The 24,528-nt window shown below is 49.1% G+C and carries 21 protein-coding genes; 8 read left to right on the top strand and 13 right to left on the bottom strand.

Annotation, left to right across the window (positions count from 1 at the left end; all coding sequences use genetic code 11):
• The first annotated feature begins 24 nt into the window (after positions 1-24).
• The 3 genes from VGN67_RS11025 to VGN67_RS11015 all read left to right on the top strand — a co-directional run bounded on the left by VGN67_RS11025 (position 25) and on the right by VGN67_RS11015 (position 3,928).
• Positions 25-813, top strand: coding sequence for a DUF1080 domain-containing protein (locus VGN67_RS11025; protein ID WP_327486879.1), 789 nt, complete (start codon positions 25-27; stop codon positions 811-813).
• A 234-nt stretch (positions 814-1,047) separates the two neighbouring features.
• On the top strand, positions 1,048-1,689 hold the full coding sequence (locus VGN67_RS11020) for a DUF3471 domain-containing protein (protein ID WP_327486878.1): 642 nt from the start codon (positions 1,048-1,050) through the stop codon (positions 1,687-1,689).
• Between the two features lie 640 nt (positions 1,690-2,329).
• Positions 2,330-3,928 (top strand): serine hydrolase, encoded by a 1,599-nt coding sequence (locus VGN67_RS11015; RefSeq protein WP_327486877.1) that lies wholly within the window; start codon positions 2,330-2,332, stop codon positions 3,926-3,928.
• A 15-nt stretch (positions 3,929-3,943) separates the two neighbouring features.
• Here VGN67_RS11015 and VGN67_RS11010 read toward each other — a convergent pair whose 3' ends face one another.
• The 8 genes from VGN67_RS11010 to VGN67_RS10975 form a co-directional block, all read right to left on the bottom strand.
• A complete protein-coding gene (locus VGN67_RS11010) occupies positions 3,944-4,378 on the bottom strand; it encodes a DoxX family protein (protein WP_327486876.1) in 435 nt (144 codons plus the stop codon).
• 343 nt (positions 4,379-4,721) lie between these two features.
• Positions 4,722-5,123, bottom strand: coding sequence for a GNAT family N-acetyltransferase (locus VGN67_RS11005; protein ID WP_327486875.1), 402 nt, complete (start codon positions 5,121-5,123; stop codon positions 4,722-4,724).
• Between the two features lie 7 nt (positions 5,124-5,130).
• A complete protein-coding gene (locus VGN67_RS11000; RefSeq protein ID WP_327486874.1) occupies positions 5,131-5,412 on the bottom strand; it encodes a hypothetical protein in 282 nt (93 codons plus the stop codon).
• Positions 5,413-5,421: 9 nt separating this feature from the next.
• Positions 5,422-5,577 carry a hypothetical protein gene (locus tag VGN67_RS10995; protein WP_327486873.1) on the bottom strand — a complete coding sequence of 52 codons (156 nt, stop codon included), beginning with the start codon at positions 5,575-5,577 and terminating at the stop codon, positions 5,422-5,424.
• A gap of 267 nt (positions 5,578-5,844) precedes the next feature.
• Positions 5,845-7,683 carry a hypothetical protein gene (locus tag VGN67_RS10990; RefSeq protein ID WP_327486872.1) on the bottom strand — a complete coding sequence of 613 codons (1,839 nt, stop codon included), beginning with the start codon at positions 7,681-7,683 and terminating at the stop codon, positions 5,845-5,847.
• 131 nt (positions 7,684-7,814) lie between these two features.
• Positions 7,815-8,936: a hypothetical protein gene (locus VGN67_RS10985; RefSeq protein WP_327486870.1), complete on the bottom strand. Its 1,122-nt coding sequence runs from the start codon at positions 8,934-8,936 to the stop codon at positions 7,815-7,817.
• Between the two features lie 692 nt (positions 8,937-9,628).
• Positions 9,629-11,167 carry a DUF4394 domain-containing protein gene (locus tag VGN67_RS10980; protein WP_327486869.1) on the bottom strand — a complete coding sequence of 513 codons (1,539 nt, stop codon included), beginning with the start codon at positions 11,165-11,167 and terminating at the stop codon, positions 9,629-9,631.
• A 334-nt stretch (positions 11,168-11,501) separates the two neighbouring features.
• The gene (locus VGN67_RS10975; RefSeq protein ID WP_327486868.1) at positions 11,502-12,431 is read right to left on the bottom strand and encodes a pirin family protein; all 930 of its coding nucleotides are present in this window, start codon (positions 12,429-12,431) and stop codon (positions 11,502-11,504) included.
• 138 nt (positions 12,432-12,569) lie between these two features.
• Between VGN67_RS10975 and VGN67_RS10970 the strand changes: the two genes are divergently transcribed.
• Entirely contained in the window at positions 12,570-13,607 is a 1,038-nt protein-coding gene (locus tag VGN67_RS10970) for an LLM class flavin-dependent oxidoreductase (RefSeq protein WP_327486867.1), read from the top strand.
• A 386-nt stretch (positions 13,608-13,993) separates the two neighbouring features.
• Complete coding sequence (locus VGN67_RS10965) at positions 13,994-14,560, top strand: hypothetical protein (RefSeq protein WP_327486866.1); 567 nt, start codon at positions 13,994-13,996, stop codon at positions 14,558-14,560.
• 118 nt (positions 14,561-14,678) lie between these two features.
• On the opposite strand, the gene VGN67_RS10960 is transcribed toward VGN67_RS10965, so the two are convergent.
• Complete coding sequence (locus VGN67_RS10960; protein WP_327486865.1) at positions 14,679-15,191, bottom strand: hypothetical protein; 513 nt, start codon at positions 15,189-15,191, stop codon at positions 14,679-14,681.
• Between the two features lie 297 nt (positions 15,192-15,488).
• On the opposite strand from VGN67_RS10960, the gene VGN67_RS10955 reads away from it, so the two are divergent.
• From VGN67_RS10955 to VGN67_RS10945, 3 genes are all read left to right on the top strand, one after another.
• Complete coding sequence (locus tag VGN67_RS10955; protein ID WP_327486864.1) at positions 15,489-16,175, top strand: DUF1080 domain-containing protein; 687 nt, start codon at positions 15,489-15,491, stop codon at positions 16,173-16,175.
• 64 nt (positions 16,176-16,239) lie between these two features.
• Positions 16,240-17,316 (top strand): DUF3500 domain-containing protein, encoded by a 1,077-nt coding sequence (locus VGN67_RS10950; RefSeq protein WP_327486863.1) that lies wholly within the window; start codon positions 16,240-16,242, stop codon positions 17,314-17,316.
• A gap of 26 nt (positions 17,317-17,342) precedes the next feature.
• Complete coding sequence (locus VGN67_RS10945) at positions 17,343-17,900, top strand: MOSC domain-containing protein (RefSeq protein ID WP_327486862.1); 558 nt, start codon at positions 17,343-17,345, stop codon at positions 17,898-17,900.
• 15 nt (positions 17,901-17,915) lie between these two features.
• Here VGN67_RS10945 and VGN67_RS10940 read toward each other — a convergent pair whose 3' ends face one another.
• From VGN67_RS10940 to VGN67_RS10925, 4 genes are all read right to left on the bottom strand, one after another.
• Positions 17,916-18,341 (bottom strand): response regulator, encoded by a 426-nt coding sequence (locus VGN67_RS10940; protein WP_327486861.1) that lies wholly within the window; start codon positions 18,339-18,341, stop codon positions 17,916-17,918.
• The gene (locus VGN67_RS10935; RefSeq protein ID WP_327486860.1) at positions 18,325-19,464 is read right to left on the bottom strand and encodes a sensor histidine kinase; all 1,140 of its coding nucleotides are present in this window, start codon (positions 19,462-19,464) and stop codon (positions 18,325-18,327) included. The genes VGN67_RS10940 and VGN67_RS10935 overlap by 17 nt, the downstream gene beginning before the upstream one ends.
• Before the next feature lie 142 nt (positions 19,465-19,606).
• Positions 19,607-20,587 carry an arabinan endo-1,5-alpha-L-arabinosidase gene (locus VGN67_RS10930; RefSeq protein WP_327486859.1) on the bottom strand — a complete coding sequence of 327 codons (981 nt, stop codon included), beginning with the start codon at positions 20,585-20,587 and terminating at the stop codon, positions 19,607-19,609.
• Between the two features lie 155 nt (positions 20,588-20,742).
• A complete protein-coding gene (locus VGN67_RS10925) occupies positions 20,743-24,510 on the bottom strand; it encodes a PVC-type heme-binding CxxCH protein (protein ID WP_327486858.1) in 3,768 nt (1,255 codons plus the stop codon).
• Between the last annotated feature and the right edge of the window lie 18 nt (positions 24,511-24,528).

Genomic DNA, 24,528 nt, shown 5'->3' with positions numbered 1-24,528 from the left:
ACTGATAATAACCCTACATAACGCATGAAAAAAATAGTACTGTTAGCCATGGGAATGGTGTCAGTCCTGGTAGCCCAGGCTCAAAACGAACAGGTTAAACAAAACCCTCAGTCCTCTGAAATCTGGACACCCGTACCGCCGGTTATTACGCCCGGCGTACCTGGCCCCACTGCCACCGGCACTACCGCCCCTTCGGATGCCATTGTGCTTTTTGACGGCCGCAATACCGACCAGTGGGTAGCCATAAAAGGCTACGCGCCCTCGGCCTGGGAAAACACCAACGAAGGTCCGCTAAAATGGCCGGTTACCGACGGTGTTATGTACTCAACCAAAGGCTTTTCGGCCCGCTCCAAGCAGGAATTTAACGATTTTCAGCTGCACATTGAATTTAAAACCCCCGAAAAAGTAGAAGGCACGGGTCAGGGCCGCGGTAACAGTGGTATCTTCCTGCAGGGCCGCTACGAGCTTCAGGTACTTGATAACTACGACAACCCGACCTACGTCAACGGGATGGTGGGCTCCATTTACAAGCAGGCGATTCCGCTGGCTAACCCCAGCCGCAAGCCCGGTGAGTGGCAGACCTACGATATCATTTACACCGCTCCTCATTTCAACAAAAACGGTTTGATGACGCAGCCTGCCCACGTTACGGTACTGCTTAACGGCGTACTGGTACAGAACCACACGGCCATCAAAGGTACTACCGAGTACATTGGTTACCCCAGAGTACAACCCCACGGCAAAGGCCCCATCCTGCTGCAGGACCACGGCAACCCCGTTGGCTTCCGCAATATCTGGGTGCGTGAGTTATAAGGTACTTCTAACCTGATATTATCTTTATAAACTGAAAGCCCGCCGGAAACAGCGGGCTTTCAGTTTATACCAAGGGTCAGGCAAATAGAAATTTGTACTACATCTTCTTCAAATCCTGCTCCTTTTTTACCGCTTACATACAAAATAAACCTCCCATATTTTTAACCGGCAAAGTAGATACCAGGTACCTTCTCTTTTTCTACTTTTACATCTAAATCTAAACGCATCTGATCCATGAAAAAGACTACTTTAATTCTTTCTATGCTAACGCTTTTATCGGCCCCGGTTATGGTGTCGGCGGGTGAAGTGTCAGCTACAACTACCACGGTTTCCCGTTCCCTGGCGGACCTACAGGACTATGTAGGTACCTATAAACTAAAGGACCTGCCCATTGACAAAATAGTTGTTACCGAGCAAGCCGGAAAACTCCACTACGTTGCGGGTGAGTACGAGGGTGATTTCGTAGAAGTAAGCGGCAAGGCCGATACCTACAGTGCCAACAACGGCGAAGCCACCGTTACATTTGTCCGGAATACCGAAGGCAAGGTAGCCAGCCTGAAACTGCAAATACCCGATGGTACCTTTGAAGGAACCAAAGAAATGGCCTCCGCTGCGGCTCTAACCGATTACGTGGGTAAGTACAAGATGTCCGGGATGGATTTTGAGTTTGTGCAGCTATCGCTCAAAGACGGCCAGATTCACTTCGATGCGGGTGATAACAAAGGCGTATTTATTCCGGTACCAAACCAGGCCGACACCTTCGATGCCAGCGGACAGGCCGTAGTGAAGTTTGAGCGCGACGCTCAGGGCAAAATCACAAAGATCATCGTGGATGCTCAAGGCCAAACCTTCTCCGGCGTTCCCATGGCGCAGTAGAGTATCGATATAGATTTTTCCAAGCCCCGAAGCAGATTCGAACTGCTTCGGGGCTTTTGCTTTTAAGTGGTAGCAGTGATTACTACAAACTTTTAAACTGATCCAAACCTTTTCGGGGGAAGTCTTTGTATGATCTCCGGCTCTTTTTAGCTTTTCCGGGTAATGCTATCGCTTGCCCTCACGGCCGGGCAGGCCCCGCTCTCCCCACGCCTCTGTGCTCTGTGGGCCTGCGCAGAGCTTACGCACAAATGCCCACAGCGCAAGGTGGCTTAGGGGAGAGCTGATATAGTTAGCACCCTGCATAATTAGGGCAAAAGTGCATCTTTGAAAATTTAGTATTATCGCTACTACATATGTACAATGTTAAATTTATCAGCTACCCCATAAACCACCTTATTTTACAGCCATTTGTGCGGCTGGCTAAAGCAGGGCTGTAAAATTTAGTGGTGTTGGGGCAGCGGGGCCCGCCCGGCCGTGAGGGCAAGCGATGGCATTACCCGGCATAGTCAGCACTACTGCATTTTGTTATTCCAGGAGGAGGAGCATTGGATAAATTATACATAGCGCTTCCCCACCCTATTTCAGTAGTTAATCCCTTCTCAAACCTTTTCAAACTAATTTACCTAGCCGTCAACCACCTATGTCATCCAATCGCCGGGAATTTATTAAACAGCTGGGAGCCGGTACCGCCGGAGCCGGTTTATTGCTGGGCTTCTCCGGGTACCTCTTCGGGCAGCCTACTTACACCAAAAGTCTCCGCCGGAGTACCTCCCCCGAGGCACAGGGCATGGACTCAGCCGGTATCATAAATTTTCTTGATGCTGTAGCGCAGAGCAAGCACGAGTTCCACAGCCTTATGATCCTGCGGCATGGACAGGTAGTAGCCGAAGGCTGGTGGAATCCCTACCGCCCCGACCTGCGGCACACGCTGTACTCCATGAGCAAAAGCTTTACCTCTACGGCCATTGGCCTGGCGGTACACGAAGGACGGCTAACGGTAGACGATAAAGTTATTTCCTTTTTTCCGGACAAACTGCCTGCGCAGGTGAGCGAAAACCTGGCTGCGCTGCGGGTCAGGGACCTGCTGAGTATGTCGGTGGGGCACGAAAAAGATTCCACGGCCGAGATTCGTACGGAGGACGACTGGGTCAGGAAGTTTCTGTCCCTGCCTATTAAGTACCAGCCCGGCACCCGGTTCCTCTACAACAGCGGCGCTACCTATATGCTGTCCGCCATTGTTCAAAAACTGACGGGACAGCGGGTAGTCGAGTACCTAAAGCCACGGCTGTTTGACCCGCTGGGTATAGAGGGGATGGATTGGGAACGCGACCCGAAGGGGATTGATACGGGAGGATGGGGCCTGCGCGTCCGGACGGAAGACCTGGCCAAGTTTGGACAACTATACCTGCAGAAAGGCCAGTGGAACGGCAAACAAATACTACCCAAAGCCTGGGTCGAAGAAGCAACCAGTTTTAAAATTCAGCAACCTATACCGGCTAACAACCCCGACGCCAAAGAGAAGAGCGATTGGCTGCAGGGCTACTGCTACCAGTTCTGGCGGTGTCGCCATAACGCCTATCGCGGCGACGGCGCCTTTGGCCAGTACACCATTGTAATGCCTGACCAGGATGCCGTGATTGCCATAACCAGCGAAACCAGTAATATGCAGGGCCAGCTGGACCTGATCTATGAGCACCTGCTACCGGCCATGCAGGCTAAGCCCCTGTCGGCCAATACTAAAACGGCGGGTACTCTGAAAACCCGGCTCGCCGCCCTGAGCCTGCCGCCGCTCCCGCCGCAGAAAACATCGCCGGTGGCCGCCAAGGTATCCGGCCAGACCTTCAAAGTAGCCGACAACGCTCTGAAGGTGCAGTCCGTGGCTTTTCAGTTTGGCAAAGACAATTGTACCATTACCCTCAAAGACGACAAAGATACCTACCCCATTACCGTCGGACTGGGCCAGTGGAAAGAAGGAGTTACCTCCCTGCCGGGTACCCCGCCTAACCTCGTGGTGACCCCGGTCCGGAATATTCTTAGTGCCAAAGTAGCGGCCAGTGGTACCTGGAAAGATGAAAATACTTTTGAAATGCTGTGGCGCTACATTGAGTCAACGCACCACGACCAGGTAACCTGCCATTTTGAGGGCGATAAGGTCCGGCTCCGGTTCAGGAATAGTATGGTTGCCATGAATCCCAACGCCAAAGACGCGCGCCCGGAATTACTGGGACAACTGGTGTAGTACTAATTCTTAATGTTAGTGAGCTAAGCCTGAAACGACACGCGTACTGGCGGTAGATGGTTTGGATAAGTACTTGCTTTCTTTATTCAGCCGATGATACGAAACGTAGGAAAGGATCAAGATGGATAAAATAAAGAGCGGGAAAATAGCGTACTGACCCAACCCATCCACTACCCAGTGGCTGATGCAGGCTGAAAGCATGGTAAAGCTAAGACCCGCGTAGGCCCATTCTTTTATCCTTCCGTTGACAAAGGGAAGTACCAATGCCAGACACCCCAGTACTTTAAAAACCGATAGCATAACCCGAAAATAGTCCGGGTAGCCCAGGTGCCGGATGCCTTCCACGGCCAGGTCAGTATGTGAGGTGAGAGCGGGCATGACCCCTTCAAAAAGAAAGATAATAGCGGTGCTTGTCCAGTAGACGATCTTAGTGGTTTTTGTAGTAGCCATAGTATTTGTTTTTTGTTACTACAAAGTAAGTACAGGTACCCGACTTTAAAGCGGTGCATTTGGGACTTTAGGAGGGGCATTTGCGACAATCACCTACGTACTCCCCACTATCGATCCGCTTATCCGGTATATGTATACATCAAGGTCCGACCATTGGGTCTGCTTTTCGCTTTTCAGTCCGTTTTTGTCGGCCACTCTTTGAGACTTCAGGTTGCGGATATCAATAATGGATATGACCGAGTCGGCCAACCCCTTTTCAAAAGCATAGTTAAGTAGCTATCAGAAATTAGCTTTTAGTGGTTAGTTCTCTAAGTTGCTGTATAAGAACGGATTGTAAATAATTCTAATGCAAAGTAATTTTGCGCAAATACTTAATAAAAAGCCGGGCGGCTTCGGGAGCATAGCCTTGCCCCCAGTACTTTTTGAATACATGGTACCCTACTTCGGTTTCCCTCAGCCCATCTACCTCCTGCATCAGTAGTCCGCCCTGCCCCACAAACTCATGGGTCTGCTTCGTAAAAAGCGCCTGGAGTCCGAATCGTTTTTCCTCGTAGCGCCCTAACTGCCTTTTTATCCAAAGCGCTGCTCTTTCTTCCGTGGTAGTCAGGCCAAAATCCGGAAAAAATTCAACCGCTTCCCGGTCTTCAAAAAACTGTTTCCAGGTTTCAGCGTCATCAGGAGTTAAAAAACGGGTATACAGCCGTTCTGATTCTAATCCATCCCGGTAGTTATAAGGACTCGTCATTAGGGGGTCAGGATAGAGGTTGCCAGGGAGTTACTTCAAAACCGTCTGTCCCTATACGTACATAGAAAAGTTCGTCGAATCCTTCTTCGTAACCTGGTACTTCCAACCGCTTATTGGCTCCCCGGATACCTATTTCCGGAATCAGTTCTTTTCCGGTCCTGTTTCGGTTTCTTCGGATAGCCTCCTCCACCTTCGACTCAAAGAAATACCCGGTAATTTTGAAACGCCTGGCTTTGGCCGCTTCTATGTACTTAGCTCGCTCGGGTCTGGTCAGATTGGTATTATCCACCACAAACCGCTATTGCGTACGCAGGCAAACCTCCATGAACTGGGTTTCTTTGTTCCTCGTATTCAACATATCCAACGAGATCCTGATATGCGTCTTCAGGAAGTGGTCCCGGTAAAAGGTAGTCTTACCCGTAGCCTGAAGGCCGCAGAAGATGATGGCTTGCATGGAAGGTAGCTGTTGTTTTTTGTTCTTACTATGGCAACCTGAACTGGAAAGGGATAGTTTTCCTAACCTATGTATACCGATGTAAATTTAATATGTGAGATTAATAAAGCGCAAGTATGATTCGGTTTAGAAACTAATTGTATCATTCGAATTTAAAAAAACAAATTTGATAGAAGCCGCCCGTATATCTAACACATTGTTGTCACTCGCCGGAGCCGAGCTACTAGTGGAAAATATAATTTTGCAAATTATAATAATGATTAAAAATTAAGTAACAAAATTATTCTTATTGTAATCTCTAGCACTAGAACCTATTATCTCATCCATATTCTCAAGTGCTTTAGAATGTCGAATATACAAGTACCAAACGAACATAAGGTCAAATATTAATGCAGCTAACCACCACAGATAAAAAAAAACAGATATAGCTAATATTACAGGCCAAAGAGCAACATCAGTACTTATAGCTCCTTCAATGTTATTCTTTGTATTTAAAATATGATACAAAATAATAAATAATATAGTTATAGTACCTATAATAATCAAAGGCTTTACACCCAATGAAGGCCACTCTTTATTCACAAAATAAATAACGAACAATATAATAGTACTAATAGTAAATCGAATCCATCCAGATGGCACGAAGATATTGAAAGAACTAGCAAGCCATTCTTTAATCTCTCCTCGATCAACATTACTATCAGGTATAACTATAAAGTAAAAAAAAGCAAATGAGAAATATAACAACCATGCCATTATTCGTAATCTCATATTGTTAGTTAAGCGCGGAATACGGCTAACTATCGTTACGCCTAATAATAACAAACTTGTACCTGTCACGGTTTTTAACAAGAACAAATCATCCCTAAATCTATAAATATCGTGGCTTGGGTCTATATAATTAAATATTGAATTTAACATAATATAAACTGCAATAAGCAGTAAAGAAACTACAATCACAGGTGGTATGCTAAGACTTACCCACCTCTTCCAATTGATAGTTTTAGGGGGCACAACCACTTCCTCAGACTTATCCACAACATCTTTAATATAGTGGTCAAAAATATCATTATCATTCCAATAATCTACATGTGCTTTACCAGGAAAAGGTGATCTATTAAAACCTATATCATGTTTAAGTTCAAAATTAAAAACAGTCTTAAAGTCACTTTTACCAATCCAGTCACGAATATCATCAAGTTTGAAAGCAATAGGATCAGCATAATCATAATAATTACGCCATTCAATTTTTTTAGAAAATTGAGACCATTGAGCAGGCAAAGGTGAATCAAATAACTCAGGCCATAAAATTAAATGTGTATCCAGTGGAGAGCCTATAGTCATAAAGCTTCTGACATTTTTGACCCAAAGAAATTTAGATGGTTCTCGAATGGCTTCTAATAAGCCTAAAAATGAAACTACTGTCCCTTCACTATGAGCTACTAAATGAATTTCTGCTTCTGGATATTCTTTATAAACGTTTTCTAATACACATCTGAAAGCTTGTAGTATTTTAAGCCTCTGTTTTTCAAACTCTGTCACAATTTGTACATCTCCTAAATAATCATTTAACAATTTTCCAAGGTCAAAAGTAAATAACCCAGCACGTTCTGATATTAAACACAACCTCTCAAGTACCGAAATAGTCTCAATCATTTCTATTAAGACTAACTTAAGTAGCGTAAAGTCTGATTCTGTATAACTATCATTGAACCTACTCTGAGATCCTGAAACTTTTGCCTGCTTCCAACGTAAACGCAATCTTTCAACGATAGTGTTTGCCCATTTTTTCGCCTCTTCTAGTGTATGCTGGTCACTTATTACCTCTCTAGGTATCTTTGCCCAGTAAACCTCAGCAAATGAAATACTCTTTAATTTCTCGTGAGGATATGGGGGTTTTAAAGAAAAACTTATTCTGTCGTCATGAAAACAACCAAGCGGTATAGCTGTAGGTTCACCGAAGAAACGACAAAACTGATTTACTACTGATTGAAGGGTGCTAAAACTATACTGATCTCCAACTCCATGAACAGCAACGATTACTTTTTTTACTTTTTCTTCAGGCCCTTCTGGCTTAGCAATATGGATTTGTGGTTCTACGATCATATAGAAACATTTACAATGAATGCGAATCTTTTATAATAATCAGCAATAAAAGTCAATTAGATGATTATAAGAATCAACAACATTCTAGATTCTTACCTTTTCTTGATGTAAGAAATAAAGAACAGTAAAATTTAATTGATTGATAGCGGAAACCCTCCGACAAAGCTAATAGAAGTCAGGAACTGGGAGCCAGTTAGGCCTGGAATTTGGCTTTTAGAACGCATGTTAAGCATTGGCACAGACGCTTCTGCTCTTATATTCCTTAATCTTAAACTCAAAACAATTTCAGCGCCATGAAATGAAATTTTATCATGTTGCAAAAGCATTCTTCGAAATGAGCTTGCGTCCTCAGTTTTCATGCCTGCATCACCCTTAATACTTCTTCCGGTATAGTTCAACCCCAATCTAACAGAATATCCTTTTGTTCTTCTAACTAAGTCTGGCAAAAACTCATGAAAGATACCTGCTCGCCAGCTATATATTGAAACATCTTTTGTTAAAGTATCAGAATTAATACTCCATACTTGATTTGCAGCAGTGAAACCTAGTTCTATACCATCAATGTATTTAAAAATGATATTATTCACGAGTATACTCTTACCCGGTATACCTCTATAAGTTACTCCAGTGAAATCATTGTAATATTTAGGTTTGAAATAAAAGATAGAGTTTACTGTGGTTGATGGTCCAGAACTTACAGGGGCAAGGGTATAACTACCAAAAGCTCTACTATTTATTATACTATTTATACTATTATTCCTAAATTTTGCAGAAATAGTATCAGTCGTAGATGCAACATTAATTTTTACCTCTAACTGAAGCTCCATTCCAGACATTAGCATCTTCTTACTGCCAGACTTCCATTCAGGGTTCTTATTCCATATTTTATCATCAATATCATCATCAAATTGGTTATTTGGCCAAATTCTCCAAAAAATAGCTCCTAATCCGGTACTAGCAGGCAGGTCTTTCTTTTCATTAACAGAAACTTGCAGATCACCTGTACCAACAAATTGTATTTCCGTTAACCCTTTTTCACCCACCTCTTTGAAATCATATGCTTCTTTTGCAAATTGTGCTTTTGATATATAACTTATAAATAGAAAAAGTTTAAGCACAATCAAAAATCGGATAAATAGATATAATTTCATAGTATTTAAATTTAGAGGCAAAAAATAGGTAAATACTTTTTCATCTGATAAGGCAATTTCCGTTAACAGTAATGAACAATTTGCCGTTGTTGGTGTTTTCACCACCAACCTTTTCCATTACCCAACAACGAAGTATCCCTAGCAAGAACAGCTAGATTTAAAATCATTAATCGATAAAATAAAATGTAAGTAGTGCAATCTACTTATCCAAGATTATTTGTATTTCCTGAAGACTCAGGTAGTGTAGTAGGAGTAGCCGCTTACAAAAGGTACTTAGAACTTGATAAAGATCCGGCTATTGATGTAGTTTCGAAACTGAAATAAATGTAGATAATCAAGACTTTTATTCAAAGAAACAATATCCAAAAGCACACTAAAATTTATTAAACGGTAGTACTTTTTTTAAAATATGCCTTTGTACGCTTCTATTGCGTATAGGAGTGTTGGGTTCCCTTACATAAAATGGAGGATGGCAAAGTGGATGGTCTTCCTGCAATAAGGGTGCCTCGCTGATCGCTCATTCAAAGTCGCCTTTCATTACAGAGGCTCCAAATGATGCTCCTCATAAGCCCCTTATTCTTGCTTTTAAAACAGTCAAAGAGGCTTGCTACTACGGTCTATGGACAAAGGAGTCGTAGTAACACGTTCCTATGGTCAGGATAACCGGGAACTGGTAGAAATAAACTTGCGTAAAGCAGGTTGTATAGTCACTGCCGACTTACTGAATTAGCAAAAAAACAGCGGTACCGAACGTATCGGTACCGCTGATGGATGAATATCCTGACTGGCAGCGCCTACAAGCCGAAGCCCAGGGCAAAGCCCTTAGTCTGGGCGGGGAAGTCAGCGAGTTTGGTGGCCAAACCGGTGGTGAGGTTAATGGAATAGAGCCCTGTGGTACCTCCAACGGTCAGGAGTGCGTAGGCGTTTCCTGAAGTACCACCTATATCAAAACCATTGGCCGCTTCGACATCTACACCCAGATTACCGATCTCCTGCAAACCACCGTCGTTGGGCGGACTCTGACGATACAGTTTATTTGACTGGCTATCGATATCGAAGAGCGTAGTGGTGGTGGCTCCCGCAAAACTATTGGTATAGGCCGCTCCGTTCACAAAGGGTACTCCCGTGGCCGGGGCCAGTATATTGAGCGAACCGTCAACGATCGTAGCCCCATCCATTACGTTAATCCGAAGGTTTTGACCCGTATTGCTCACCACCCGCAGACGGTCAGGTACGGGGTTGAAGTCCACTCCGAAGCTGGTACCGTTCAGGCTGACGCTCAGGGTAGAACGCACGGCGGCTTCGCCGTTGGCGAGGTTGATGGTATAAAGTACACTGTTGCTACCCAGCGCGTGCAGTTGACCGTTGACAGGCCGGAAGTCGATGCCCTCTATGCTTACTCCCATGGGCAATCCGGTGATAGGTTTGGTAATAAGGCTAAGGGGGCTGGACATCGGGTTAAAGATGAGCAGGTTGTTGGACTGATCTACCGCGTAGGCCACGGGATTGGTTGGAATGGCCAGGCCAATAATAGTACCCGACGGCAGGTTGCCAAGTTTTTGTAGCCTACCTGTGCTTAGATCAACGGAGTTAAGCTCCCAACCACCCTGAAACTGCACCGAAGCAATACCGAAGGTACCAGTGGGGGCAATGTCAAAGCCACCCACGGCAGTAATGTTTAGCCCCAGCGGACCTACCTCCTTAAGGCCACCGGCGTTAGGGGGGTCCTGCAGGTACAGTTTATCGGTAGTGGGGTCAATGTCGAACAGTTGCGTTGACGTAGTACCAGCAAAGCTGTTGGTATAGGCTACCGCGCCCACCATCGGATTGGCGAAACCGTTCAGATTACCGTCGGTAGCCGCCACAGCGCCCGTTTCGGGATGCAGACGGAGATTCTGGGTCGTGGTTGATACCAGCCGAATGCGGTCAACGGTAGGGTTAAAATCAAACCCGGCGACAGTCCCGCTGAATGCCGGTGTGAAAGGTCCGGTTCCCAGGGCCGTAGCGGCTCCCGACTGTAAGTTGATATGGTACAACCTGCTACTGTTTCCAATACCGTACAACTGACCGGTAGCGGGGCGGAAGTCGATGCCAAGTAGCAGCTCACCACTTTGCAGACCAGTAATGGTCAGGGTGCGCAGGGGCGTCTGAGTACTTTTGACATTCAGCTCGTACAGACGATTGTCGTCAGTGAGGGCGTAAAAAATCTGGTCAGGAAGGTCGGGCGCGGGCGGTGCCAGGCGGTGATCTTCACAGGCCTGGAGTAGGAGTAACGCGCCGAGTAGGCAGCTGGCCAGAAGCCCGCGGAAAGAACAGGTGTGTTGAATCTTCATTTACGTAAAATTGAGTGTTGGAGTGATTTTTCACCGGATTTACGTCTTGAAGGCTCAACTTGGATCATTGAACGTGCATTTTTTTTTCGAGAAACTCCCAAAGAAGGTATAGCTGGGGATGATGCTAAACAAAACTCCGGCCCGTAATCGAACGCACCCTCCGCAGCAGATGGCAGTGGTAAAGCCACGAAATTTTAATTGTACAGAAAGAGGCAACCTGGTACTACCAAGCTTTTTACTATTTATAGCTCCGCCATTCGGTTCAAGATAGCATTCAGCTTCTGATGGAGCCAACCTTAAAATTGTTCAGGCAAGGAAGTTAAATATATTCCCCTCACGAAAGTGCCTGTGGCGGTGGACTGCCTGTCTGGGAACTTCCTGCCGGGCAGGAGGCATCACCGGGCAGCGGGACAAATTCATGATTGTCGGTAGGTGGTAAAAGTATACGCCCTTCCTGCCAGTCGGCTTTGGCCTGTTCAATGCGTTCTTTCCGGGAAGACACAAAGTTCCACCAGATAAAGCGCTCGCCCAGCGGCTCTCCGCCCAGCAGCATAAGGGTAGTGGGTTCTTTGGCCAGAATGATGGGATCTACGCCCTTTGTAAATACCAGCATTTGCCCCGCATTGTAGGTACTTCCTCCTATCTCCACCCTACCTTTGGCCAGATAAAAACCCCGCTCCGAATGCTCGCCGGGTAAGCCAAAACGCGCCCCCTGGTCCAGTACGACGTGGAGGTAGAATAGGGGTGAATGGGTCTTAACGCCATTTTTTAGTCCAAAGGCATCGCCCGCAATCAACCGCATCCAAACGCCGGTGTCGGTAAAGATGGGCAGCTGTTCGGGTTTATAATTGTCAAAAGCAGGTGCGGCCTCTTCGTCTTTTTCCGGCAGAGCCACCCAGGTCTGAATCATTTCCAGTTGTCCGCCGGCCAGGGCAGCCGGGTCTTCAAATCGCTCCGAATGCGCAATACCACTCCCGGCCGTCATCCAGTTTACTTCGCCCGGACGAATTAGCTGCTCCACTCCCAGGCTGTCGCGATGCATAACCTGCCCGCCGAACAAGTAGCTGACCGTTGACAATCCAATGTGGGGGTGCGGCAGTACATCCATGGACGTTTGCAGGTCCGGTTGTATAGGTACCGGGCCGGCGTGGTCCATAAAGATAAAGGGGCCGACCATTCGGCGCTTGCGGAAAGGTAAGATCCGCCGCACATCCATGCCCGGCCCTATGGAGGCCTGTCGGGCTTCAATCACGATGTCTAGCATAGGAGTATTCTTTAGTTCTTTATTTAAAAATGGGTTTTAAAGAGCGAAATAGCAAGAAACCGCTCCGGAAACTGGAACCCATGCAACGTTTTAGACGGGTTTTGGTGTTAGGAAAATATAGATGTACCTACATTAATTATGGAAATAGGAATCACTACTTTCGTCGAGAATACCCCCGACCCCGCTACCGGAAAATTGCTCAGTCCGCACCAGCGGATGATGAACCTCCTGGAAGAAATTGAACTGTCGGACCAGCTGGGGCTGGACGTATTTGCCATCGGAGAGCACCACCGGCCCGACTTTATTGTTTCTTCACCGGCGGTAGTATTGGCCGCCGCCGCGGTCAAAACCAAACAGATCAGGCTTTCCAGCGCGGTTACGGTCCTTAGTTCGGATGACCCGGTCCGGGTATTTCAGGATTTTGCCCACGTTGATTTGCTGTCGGGAGGCCGGGCGGAGATCATGGCCGGGCGGGGGTCTTTCATTGAATCCTTTCCGCTTTTTGGCAACGACATGAAAGATTACAACACGCTTTTTGCCGAAAAGTTGGAATTGCTCATACAACTAAATAAAAGTGAGAAGGTAAGCTGGAAAGGCAAACACCGTCCTGCTATTGATAATCGGGGGGTATACCCCCGCCCCCACCAACCGGAGCTACCAATCTGGGTGGCAGTAGGCGGTACTCCCGAGTCGGTGGTGCGGGCGGCTAACTACGGCTTACCCATGGCGCTGGCCATTATTGGCGGCGGGCCGGAGCGGTTTGTCCCGTTTACCCGACTCTATAAAGACACCTATCAGCGGGCTGGACACGATCCTTCGCGGCTGCAGCTGGGCATCAATTCGCACGGGTACATAGCGGATACTTCCCAGAAAGCCGCCGATGAATTTTATAAACCTTACGCGTACGTCATGAGCAAAATCGGGCGGGAGCGGGGCTGGTCACCCATGGACCGGGAGCATTACGAACTGATGCGCGAGCCCGATGGCTCCCTGCTGGTAGGTAGCCCGCAGGAGGTCATTGACAAAATTCTCTGGGAACATGAGCTATTCGGCAATACCCGTTTTCTGCTGCACATCAGCGTAGGTACCTTACCCCATGCCAGCGTCATGCGCTCCATTGAACTATTGGGTACCGTAGTGGCCCCGGCGGTTAAGAAGGCGTTGGGTAAAGTGTAACTCCTTTTAAAAATTAGGAGAGCGCAGTACCTGACTACCCACAGGTACTGCGCTTTTTTGGTAATACCATTCTATTTAAGTAGCTATTAGAAATTAGCTTTTAGTGGTTAGTTCTCTAAGTTGCTGTATAAGAACGGATTGTAAATAATTCTAATGCAAAGTAATTTTGCGCAAGTACTTAATACCCCTAACAAGTACTTAATACCCCTAAAGGGAAGAGGGAAAATACAGCCTCCCGGCCTAAGACACCCGGAAAAGGAAAAGCTGAAAGCATTGCAATGATTAAATACGGCGACCCATGCAGTGGTTATAGGCTGGCTGATCTTTTTGGGGAATGTTTTTTGTTGAGCCAATGTATTTATAGTCGAATACTAGCAGAGACAATTATGCAGGAAATTGAGCCCTTTTATAACTGGGAAAAACATTATATAGCTAATGAGGATAAACGCTCGCCCTTCTACGGGCGGGAGTACAACCTCAACTACTACGAGAACGACATATACGGGTACTATATCCACCCGCTTTGGGACGAAATAGGCTCGGAGACGCTGTACGTAAAGATTCTTTTTGCGGATTATAATCAACGGTTTGCGGTGATTGAGCTACTGGGAGAGTGGAATGATACGCTTCACAACGATATTATGCACTTTAAACGGCACGTTATAGATGAACTGGTAGCGGCGGGGATCAATCAGTTTATCCTGATCGGAGAAAACGTAATGAACTTCCACGGCTCCGACGACGAGTACTACGCCGAGTGGTTTGAGGATGTGGAAGACGGCTGGATTGCGGCCGTGGGTTTCCGTGACCACGTGGAGCAGGAATGGAAGCGCTACCGCCTCGACTACTACCTCAACTTTGGAGGTACCTTACAGCTTGATAACTGGCGTACCATGCAGCCACAGCCATTCTACGAGCTGGTCCGCAACCTAATTACGCGACGGCTGGCGTAGGCTAAGACTTTACAAAAAAAGAGGGAGAGCCTTTCGGCCCTCCCTCTTTTTTACTCAACTATTAGGTGTGGATATATGAACTTTTGTTATTTTCTGCTGTGGATATATACTCTACTTGTTATTGATTAGCTGTGTTTGTCAATTCCTTATCAATGGCCGTGATAAGCTCATCCATTTGTTTTTCAATGGTGGCCAGGCGCTCATCCGTCATAGGCTTCTTCATCTCCATCAAATTGGCCTGAATCTGGTCCCTCTCCTGAATCAGCTCGGTACGTCTTTCGGTCCAGCGGGTTTTGGTTGTACCAGTGGCCGACTTAATCTTGGAATCCATCAAAGCCAGACGTTTTTCAATCCTTTCCTGACGATCCTGCAGTTTCTGGGTATATTCCTTTTGCTTTTCAGAAAGGTCTTTTCTGGCTGCTTTCAAATCATCTCTTACTTCCGCCAGGTCATCCCTATCGTGCTCAGTCTGTAATTCATCGTAGGCTTCCTGGGTGGTTTCCAGGGCTTCTTCCTGGGCCTCCGCAAGCTTTTTTTGTTCCCGGTCTTCTCCGCCGGAATTACAGCCGGCCAGCAGCCAGCCTACCGTCAAAAAAGCATATAGTCCGGAGGTAATTTTCAATCTTCTCATATTCTCTTTGGTTGTTCAAAGTACTTCCATTGGCAAAAAAACTACACCACGGGGTTTACTTCCGTTTACCCGTCAGTTGCTGAGGAAATAAGTACTCAGATGAGGAATCTTCCCAGACAGGCCGTAGGCAGCCGATCCGGCCTGGGTTTCACACCCAAATCTGCCACCATTGGCAAAGCCTTACCTCCGCTGGTTCACAGAAGCCCGGAACAGTATAACCAGACGCGCATTTCCTTTTTACTTTGGTCCGCCCGCCGGATGTACAGGTACTAGCTCCATAATTATTCAATACTGGATATGAAGAAATTAAGCTTCGTTATGATCGCCTGCCTGTTGGCAGGTACTGCCTGGGCCCAACAGCCCGGTAAATGGCAAAACCTCTTCGACGGAAAATCTACCAACGGCTGGCACAGCTACCAGCACAGCGGAGGAGTAAAAGGCTGGACCGTAGAGAACGGTGTGCTGATGACGCCCGGGAAAAGCGGGGATCTGGTTACCAATGAACAGTTTGAAAATTTTGAGCTGGAGTTTGAGTTCAAGGTAGCCCCCAAAGGCAACAGCGGGGTGATCTATAAAGTCGTTGAAGACCCCAAAAACGCGACCTACTACTCAGGGCCGGAGTACCAGGTTATTGACGACGAAGGGTACCCGCCTTTTAACGATGGAGGCAAAATGGTAAAAATCAACGATAAACAGAAAACCGGAGCCAACTATGATATGTATGCGCCGGCGAAGAAAGTAGTCAAACCCTCCGGTGAGTGGAATAAAGGGCGCATAGTAGTAAAGGACAACCACGTGGAGCACTGGCTCAATGGCGAAAAAGTAGTTGACTACGAATACGGCTCGGCCGACTGGAAAGCCACCGTAGCCAAAAGCAAGTTTGCCAACTGGCCCTACGCTACCGCCCACGCCAAAGGCCACATTGCCCTGCAGGACCACGGTGACCAGTCGTGGTACCGTAACATACGCATTCGTACCCTATAAGAATTACTCAATAACCGGCTGGTCCGTCCGGGGCAGTCTGTATCCTATTTTAATTTTTAAACCTATGCAAAGCCGTACCCAATCCGCCTTCCTGACCCGTAGCCTGCTCCTGCTGCTTATGGCAACCACCAGCCTGTGGGCTGCCGCACCAGAAGACGGCAAAAAAGAAACGCTGAACCAGCAGATGACCAAAGCGGTCAGGGCTTTTCTGGGTACCCTGGATGCCGACCAGCTCAAGCAAACCCAACGGGCGTTTGATGATTCGCTACGATTTGACTGGCACTTTGTACCACGGGAGCGGAAGGGCCTGGCGCTGAAACAAATGAACGATAAGCAGCGCGCCGCCGCTATGGGTATGGTGAAAGTAATGATGAGCGACGAAGGCTACCGCAAGATCAGCGAAATCATTGACCTGGAAAATGTACTGCGGGTAGTAGAAAACCGACCGCCCAATGACACCCGCCGCGATCCCGAAAATTATTCGTTTCTGGTGTTTGGTACTCCCGGCGAAAAGGATCCCTGGAGCTGGCGTATCGAAGGGCACCACCTGTCGCTGCATTTCTCGTCGGTAACGGGCAAACTGGTGTATACCCCCAGCTTTATGGGTACCAATCCGGCCCACGTGCTGGTGGATATGCCCCAGAAAGGCCGCCGGGTTCTGAAAGAGGAAGAAGATCTGGGCTTCCGGCTCCTGAACTCCTTCACGGACGCCCAGCGCCAGAAAGTGATACTTGGTAATAAGTCACCCTACGAAATGTTTACTTCCAACAACCGTACCGCCCAGTTGTCCACCTTTGAAGGTATTCCGCTCAGCGATATGACACCGGCTCAGCAGGAGGTTTTTCGTCAGCTTATTGGTATTTATCTCAACCGCTACCACGTTACGCTAAAAAACCAGCAGATGGAGCAGCTTCAGAAAGCGGGTATGAACAAGATCTATTTTGCCTGGATTGGCGACACTGAACTTATTATGGGGAAAGACAAAGGCCACTACTACCGTATCCACGGCCCTACCCTGCTGATTGAGTTTGATAATACCCAAAACGACGCCAACCATATTCATACCGTGGTACGCGACCTGACCAACGACTTCGGGGATGACCTGCTGCGCCAGCACTACGAAAAGCTGCACAAAAAGTAAGGAGGTACTTCCGGGAATAATCTATAATGGCCAAACTACCCGAGTCCTCGCCCCTGTACCAACTCATGCAGCAGTACGCCCAGCCGGGGCGGGTGGTATGGCTGGGAGTTCGCCCGGCTTCCCGGCAGCCCGTACTACCCGTAGCGGAAACCTACGCCCGCAGCGGGACCGGCCTGGACGGCGACCGCTACCGGGGCCGCCCCGACAGTAAGCGGCAGGTTACGCTGATTCAGGCGGAGCACTTACTGGCCGTAGCTTCCTACCTGGGCCGTGACAGCCTGGACCCGGCGCTGGTACGCCGTAACATTGTGGTAGAAGGGATAAACCTGCTGGCGCTGAAGGACAAAACCTTCCGAATCGGTGATGCCGTACTAGCATATACGGGCGAGTGCCACCCCTGCAGCCGCATGGAAGAGGTCCTGGCAGCGGCGGCTACAATGCCATGCGCCAGCACGGCGGCATTACCGCCCGGGTACTTACTGAGGGTACTATACGCGTGGGGGACCAGGTGGAAGTTCTGGCGGATTTATAAAAGGGAAAAGGTAGCTGCGACACAGCTACCTTTTCCCTTTTACTATTTTTGACTAATTGGTTCTACGTTAAACATTGGACAAAGAAGACTCCCCGTTCAGGATATTCAGGAGTATCTTTTCGGTCAGCGGTTTGGTCCGGTAATGGACGTCGGGATAGATTGACACGGCTTTTTCAAAATCGTGCGGGTTGGACGATGTAGACAAAATCACCACCCTGGTACCTGCGCGCTGCTCGTTGGCGAGTGTTTTGTACAATGACAAAAACTCGAAACCATTCATCCGGGGCATATTGATATCCAGAAAAATCACATCCGGTTTATGAAAGTCCGGGCAGCGGGTGGAAGTAAGGTACTGCCAGGCCACCTCACCGTTCTCAGCGACTACTACCCTGGTGTCCATCCCGCTTTCTTTGATAACAATCTGGTGCAGAAAGTTATCATCCGGATCGTCATCCACCAATAGGACACACCTCAAATCACGATTCGTAGTCATAAATTGTTTTTAAATCTTTGGGGATGGTAAAACGGAAATTGCTGCCCTTTCCCAGGTTACTATTTAACCAGATTCTGCCGCTATGAGTTTCAATAATTTTCTTACACGTTGCTAAACCAACGCCCGTACCGGGGTATTCATTGCGTCCGTGTAACCTTTGGAATACTTGAAATATTTTTTCAAAGTAAATTTCATCAATTCCTATCCCGTTATCTTCAATCGAAAACACCCACTCAAAAGCTTTTTCGCGTACCGAAACCTTTATTTCCGGCTGAATACCTTTGCGACTATATTTTATTGAATTGGATAACAAATTTTGAAAAACCCGTTTCATATCGATCCTCGAAGCCCGAAGTACCGGTAGGCGGGTAGCGGTTATTTTGGCGCCGCTTTCATCTATCTCCTGCTGCATTTCTTCCAGGACCTCGGCCAGTACGTCATCCATAGGTACCTCCGATAAATCCTGCCCCAGCCCTACCTGCGAAAATTCCAGCAGATCATTGATCAGATCCCGCATCCGGTGGGTGGAGTTGGTAGTTGTTTTTATCAGTTTCAGGCCCGGTTCATCCAGTTGCTCCTTATACTTACTTTCCAGCAGCCCCAGGTACCCTTCTATGGTTTTGAGTGGCGACTGAAGATCATGAGAGGCTACATAAGCAAACTGCTTCAACTCTTCGTTTGACCGCTCCAGCGCCTGTAGTGCCTTCTGGCGGTACTTTAGTTCAAACTCAAACTCATCGGAGGTCCGCAGGCCTACGGCGGTGTCAAAGTACTTGATAAGGGCAATAACGGTACCTATAGATACAATACCTGCCAAAAGTCGAACCAGGGCGCTGATGCGGTAAATAGGTACCCAGAAAATGAAGGCATCAACCAGGTGGGTGAGGCCGCAAAGCAGGATAAAAGCCCCAAAAAGCCAGAAAACACGTTTGAGAGGTATGCCCCGCTTTACAACTACAAATCGCAAAAGTATCAGTGGAATGCTCATATAGGCCAGCCAGATCAACAGATCCGAAGCAATATAAAGCCAGCCGTGAAATTCTGACCAGGTGCCACAGTACCAGCGGGGCGGCCAGTCGGAGGTATCTCCTAATTTCGAAAAGAATTCAATAATCTGGTTCATGTTCTCTCGGGAGGTCTGCGCTAAATTTCAGCTACGAATGTACAAATTCTGTCCCATATTTTGTTAGGATACCCAGCTTCACTTCGTGTACGTATAGTTGTTACTATTCTAGTTTACAGGCTTTCACGCTCAAACGCCCGGGTTACTTCACCGCTGGCCACCCCTCCCGGTTCCAGGTTAGCGCTTCCAGGCGAAGTTTAGAACGCCCTTTATCGTGCGCGTCGTAAGCGTGAAAAATCAGGTAATCTACTCCATCGAAGGTAACGACGGCATTGTGCCCCACGCCGTGCCAGTCCTGGTCGCCCCGCAGCAGTAAGGTACCTCCGCTTTTGCTCATTTCAATCCCGGCTTTGTCGAGGTAGGGTCCGGTGAGTTTTGGGGAGCGTCCGACGATCATTTTATAGGTACTGTTTTCGCCTTTACAACAGAAGTCAATTGAAGCGAAGAGGTAGTAGTAGTCTCCTTTTTTGAAAATAAAAGGCGCTTCGATGGCGGTGTTGCCGGCCAGGGAGTCGGTAGGACTCCTGGCTCTGCGACTGGCAATCGTGTACCATCTTTGCGGATCGGTAGCAATAGCGCGGGCGTTGTCGGTGAGCTTGACTAGTTTTAATCCGTCCCAAAAGGAGCCGAAGGCCAGCCAGGGGGTACCTTCCTCGTCGCGGATCAAGTTGGGGTCAATGGCATTCCAGTTGTCCCGGCCGGGTACCGACTCCACTACTTTGCCGTGGTCTACCCAACGGTAGTCGGGGCTGCCGGGATGCAGAGTTTTGTTGGTGGCCAGGCCAATGCAGGAGCCATTCTTTCCAAAAGACGAAATAGAGTAGTACAGGTAGTAGGTACCATTATGGTAAGAAATATCGGGGGCCCAGATATGGTTGCGCTGGAAACCGGGTACGGCCTTCACCGCCCATTCCGGCGCTTCTTCAAACACGGGTTTTTCGCGTTTCCACTCCTTTCTATCGGGCGAAGACCACACGGCAATGCCCCGGCCCGTTGCAAAGAGGTAGTACAGGCTGTCCTGCTTAATCATGACCGGGTCATGTACCGGAATGGCGGTGGACTGGGCTTGAATACTAGCTGTACGGATAAGCAACAGCAAACTTGCTATGTATAATTTTCTCATGAGTACTTACGGTTTTTACCGGCCCGGCACAGAGGTGGATGGAGTTGGGCACAGAGAACACAGAGTTAAATGAAATCTGTTTTGTCTAAATAAAAACTCCCGCCGTTACTCAAAAGCTGAGTGAGGGCGGGAGCTATTCATTGGTACTTATACTATTATTTCGTGCTATTCATCGCCTGTTCTTTGGTGACGGTCATCACGCCCTTCATTAAGCGCCAGTGGCCGGGAAACGTACACACGAACGGATAGCTGCCCGGTTCAGCGGGAGCCGTGAATCTCAGTCGGTAGGTCTGGTCCGGATTCAGCAGCGGGGTAGCGATGATTACCTGCGGGATAGACGGTACGTAGTTCTTTTCGGCGCCATCCTTGGCCGTGATCATCTTGTCGGCCGCGGCTCCTATTATTTCCAGGGTCTTGGGCTTACCCAGCACAAAGTTATGCTGCATGGCGTCGGGATTCTCAAAGACAATTTCAACGGGTTTGCCGGCTATAACCGCAAACTCGGTCTTATCAAACTTCATCGCCTCCGGTACGGCCTTTATATGTACCACCTGCATGTTCGGGTCGGCGGGAGCATCGTCTTTCACTCCGAAAGATTCCAGCAGGCCCGCCATGCGCTGAGTCAGGTCGGATGGTAATTCTTTCTTCAGGCTGGTCAGCAGCGTGCGGGCGGCCTCGTTCCCTGCTTCCTTACGCTTCACGTTCCAGCCGCCTACTACTCCTTTCACAACCGCCAGCCGTCCGTCGGCATCGAGAGTCTGCGCGGTTTTCAGCAGCGTCAGTACCGAGTCGCCCGGGGCGAAGGAAGCGTAGCTGCGGGCGGCGCGTTCGAGAGCGAAGTCCGACAGTTTATCCAGCCGACGTACCTCAAAGCTCTTGCTGAGGCGGTTGTTGCGGTTTTCTTCTTTTTCGGGTACTACGTTATCCAGGTCAATGATGGCCGTTACCTGTACCTTACCGGCTTGCTCGGAAGTGAAGCCGAAGTTGGCGCGCCAAGGACCGTTGTTCCCCTCAGAAAGCTGAATAGTTTCACCCGGAGCAATACCTTTATTCAGGTTTTTGCTCACGTAATTGATGTTCAATCCACCGCCGCGTACCTCTACGTTTACCACGGGTACTACGTCTTTGGGAACCGCCACACTACCCTGGTTGGTAATTTCAACTACTACCCGGGCGTACTCCCGTACGTAGGGAGTACCGGGCTCAATGGTGATGTTGGTAATAGCCAGTTCGGAAGTACCTTGTACCAGCTCAGCCGCCGGCTTATTCGCCTGCTGCCCCGCGTGATTCATAGTACTGTGGTCCATGCCGGCTTTGGCAGAAGCGGACTGGCTACCCGCCTGGTTAGCCTTCGCCTTGCGGCTGGCCAGGTACTGCTGGCGCATTTTACCCCCGTGCGCGTTCATAGCTACCGCGAATACATCGGGCATCCAGCGGTCGTCCGCCTCAGTCGACTGCTCCATGCGGGCCAGTACCGCCTTTTCGATAGCGGGCGTCAGCGGAGTTTCGGTAAAGGCCAGCAGCGAGTTTAGTACCACCAGTGGCTCCTTATCATTCAGGGCGTTGGTTTGCATCAGGGCCTGAGCCGTGGCGGCAGTACGGGGAAGTACCTGAACGGCGGTCTTGCGAACTGCTGCGCTCGGGTGCTTCAGGGCGGCGGTAGCCGCCTGCAGAGCCGGATTATCCTGACCGCTCAAAGTACCTAAACCGTGCAGGGCCCAGAGAGCGTGGATGGCGGCGGTATTCAGCCCGATTTCATCAACCGAATTATCTTTTACCAGAGCAATCAGCTGGGGTACTACGTCGGGATTGCCGCGCTCTACCAGCATTCGCTGCGCGTGGCGACGCCAGAGCATATTGGTATTTTTGAGGGTAGCGACCAGTTCCTCCGGACGGTTCTTGCTCAGCGTAACGGGTGTATAAGCCGGGGCATTCTTGTACGCGATGCGGTACAGACGTCCGTGGGTATAGTCGCGGAGGTCGGTGTCGTAGGCGTTACCGGTACCGTTCTGAAAGCCTCTTGGCGTAGGGTTATGCTGGATAATGAAGCTATACCAGTCGGCTACCCACACGGCCCCATCGGGACCTACCTCGGCAAATACGGGCGACACCCACTCGTCGGCTCCGGCCAGCAGGTTGAAGCCTTCGGTATCCACGTAGTCAGTACCTTTTTTGACCATTACGTTCTGGTGCAGTACATGACCAGTGGGCTCCGACACGAAGGCAACGGTGTTCCAGTACTTTTTAGGGTAAGCCCGGGCGGTATAAAAGTTATGACCGGCCGCCGCCGTAAAACCACCGAATACATCCACCTGACGTACTTTGGGGGTAATAGGCTTCATGTCCTTGTGGGTATCGGTGCTGCGGCTGCCGTTGTCCGCCCGGCTCTCGCCGAAGTAGCGGTGCGGAATGGCCATGTACCAGCCGTGCGAGTTATTGGCCGTCGAACCAAAGAGGTCACCGGCTTCGTTGAAGCCCAGTCCCCAGGTATTGTTGGAGGTACGGGTCATCAGTTCCATGTCGGAACCATCGGGACGGAACCGGAACAGCGCCTGACCGAAGTTCAGCGAATCTTTAGTGCCGAATTTACCTTTAAAGCCTGAGTACCCTACTGAGCCGTAAATCCAGTTGTCGAAACCGTAGTGCAAATTGGAAGGACCGGCGTGGGTATCGCCGGTACCAAAGCCCGAAAACAGCACTTTACGTACATCGGCTTTGTCGTCGCCGTCGGTATCCTGCAGGTACAGCATATGCGGGGCTTGCGAAACAATCAAACCGTCGTTGGCGAAAACCATCCCCGTCGGGATACTCAGTCCGTCGGCGAAGCGGGTGAACTTGTCGGCCTTGCCGTCCTTGTTGGTATCTTCACAAATCAGGATATAGTCACTACCGCCGGTGTCCTTACGCTCGTTGGGGTAGTCTTTGGTAATTAATACGTAAAGGCGTCCGCGCTCATCCCACGACATCGCAATGGGGTGCATCACGTCCGGCTCGTGCGCGAATACTTCCAGGGTAAAATCAACGGGTACCTGAATATGCTTCACCGACTCCTCGGGCGACAGGGGCAGTTGCTGCAGCTGCGGGCCGGGGCGCTGCTCGTAGTTAGGTAGTTTGGCTTCTCGGTAGGCAAAAGGCTGCGGCTTCAGCGCCGCGTGGGCCTGCCGGGCCTCGTCGTTCACCGCCCACAGTATACCTTTCTCAATCATGTTCTGAAACTCAGGCTGCGACCAGGTACGCTCATCGTGGCCGTAGGCGGTATAGAATACGCGTCCTTTGCCGTGGTTACGCACCCAGGTGTAAGGCTCCTTGGTTTGGCCGGGCTTGTCTTTGGCTTGGTCAGCCCCGATAATGCGCTCAGTCAGGACAATGTTATCGGGCTGCAACAGGGTGTGCAGGTAGGTTTCATCAACCGTTTTAAAGGGCTGCACGCCCGCTATGGCCGGGTGGTCAGGCTTGGTCCAGACCGGCTGAATGGTGTCCCAGGTGTGACGCCAGAACTGCCCGCCCATCAGCTTTACTACTTCGGCATTGTTACGGAAGCAGTACGAAGCGCAGTGAATGGGCAAGAAGCCTTTGCCGGAAGCTACAAAGTCCAGCAACGCCTGCGCCTGCGGAGGAGCAATGGAGTCCCAGTTGGCAAATAGCATCAGGGCGTCGTACTTGTTGAGGTTCTCCGCGTTCAGGTCCTGCAGCCGGTCGGTGTAGGTAAAGTTAATCCCCCTGGCACCCAGCGCCGCCATGATGGTGGGTACCCGGTCAATGGGGCGGTGGTGGCCGTTATCTCCCAGAAAGAGTATTTCCAGACGCCGCGGCTTTACTGCTGTTTCCTGAGCAGTACTGCTCGTTTTTGCGGATTGCTGCACCGCACAACCCACGAGCAGAGCTACCAGCATCAATCCAAATGATAGAGCGATCTTCTTCATTATATACCAGGTTTGTTC

Origin of the sequence: Telluribacter sp., from assembly GCF_035998675.1 — a bacterium.
In the GTDB taxonomy this organism is placed as follows: domain Bacteria; phylum Bacteroidota; class Bacteroidia; order Cytophagales; family Spirosomataceae; genus Telluribacter.
The sequence above is the reverse complement of the archived record's forward strand: the minus strand, read 5'-3'. Positions and strand labels throughout refer to the sequence as shown.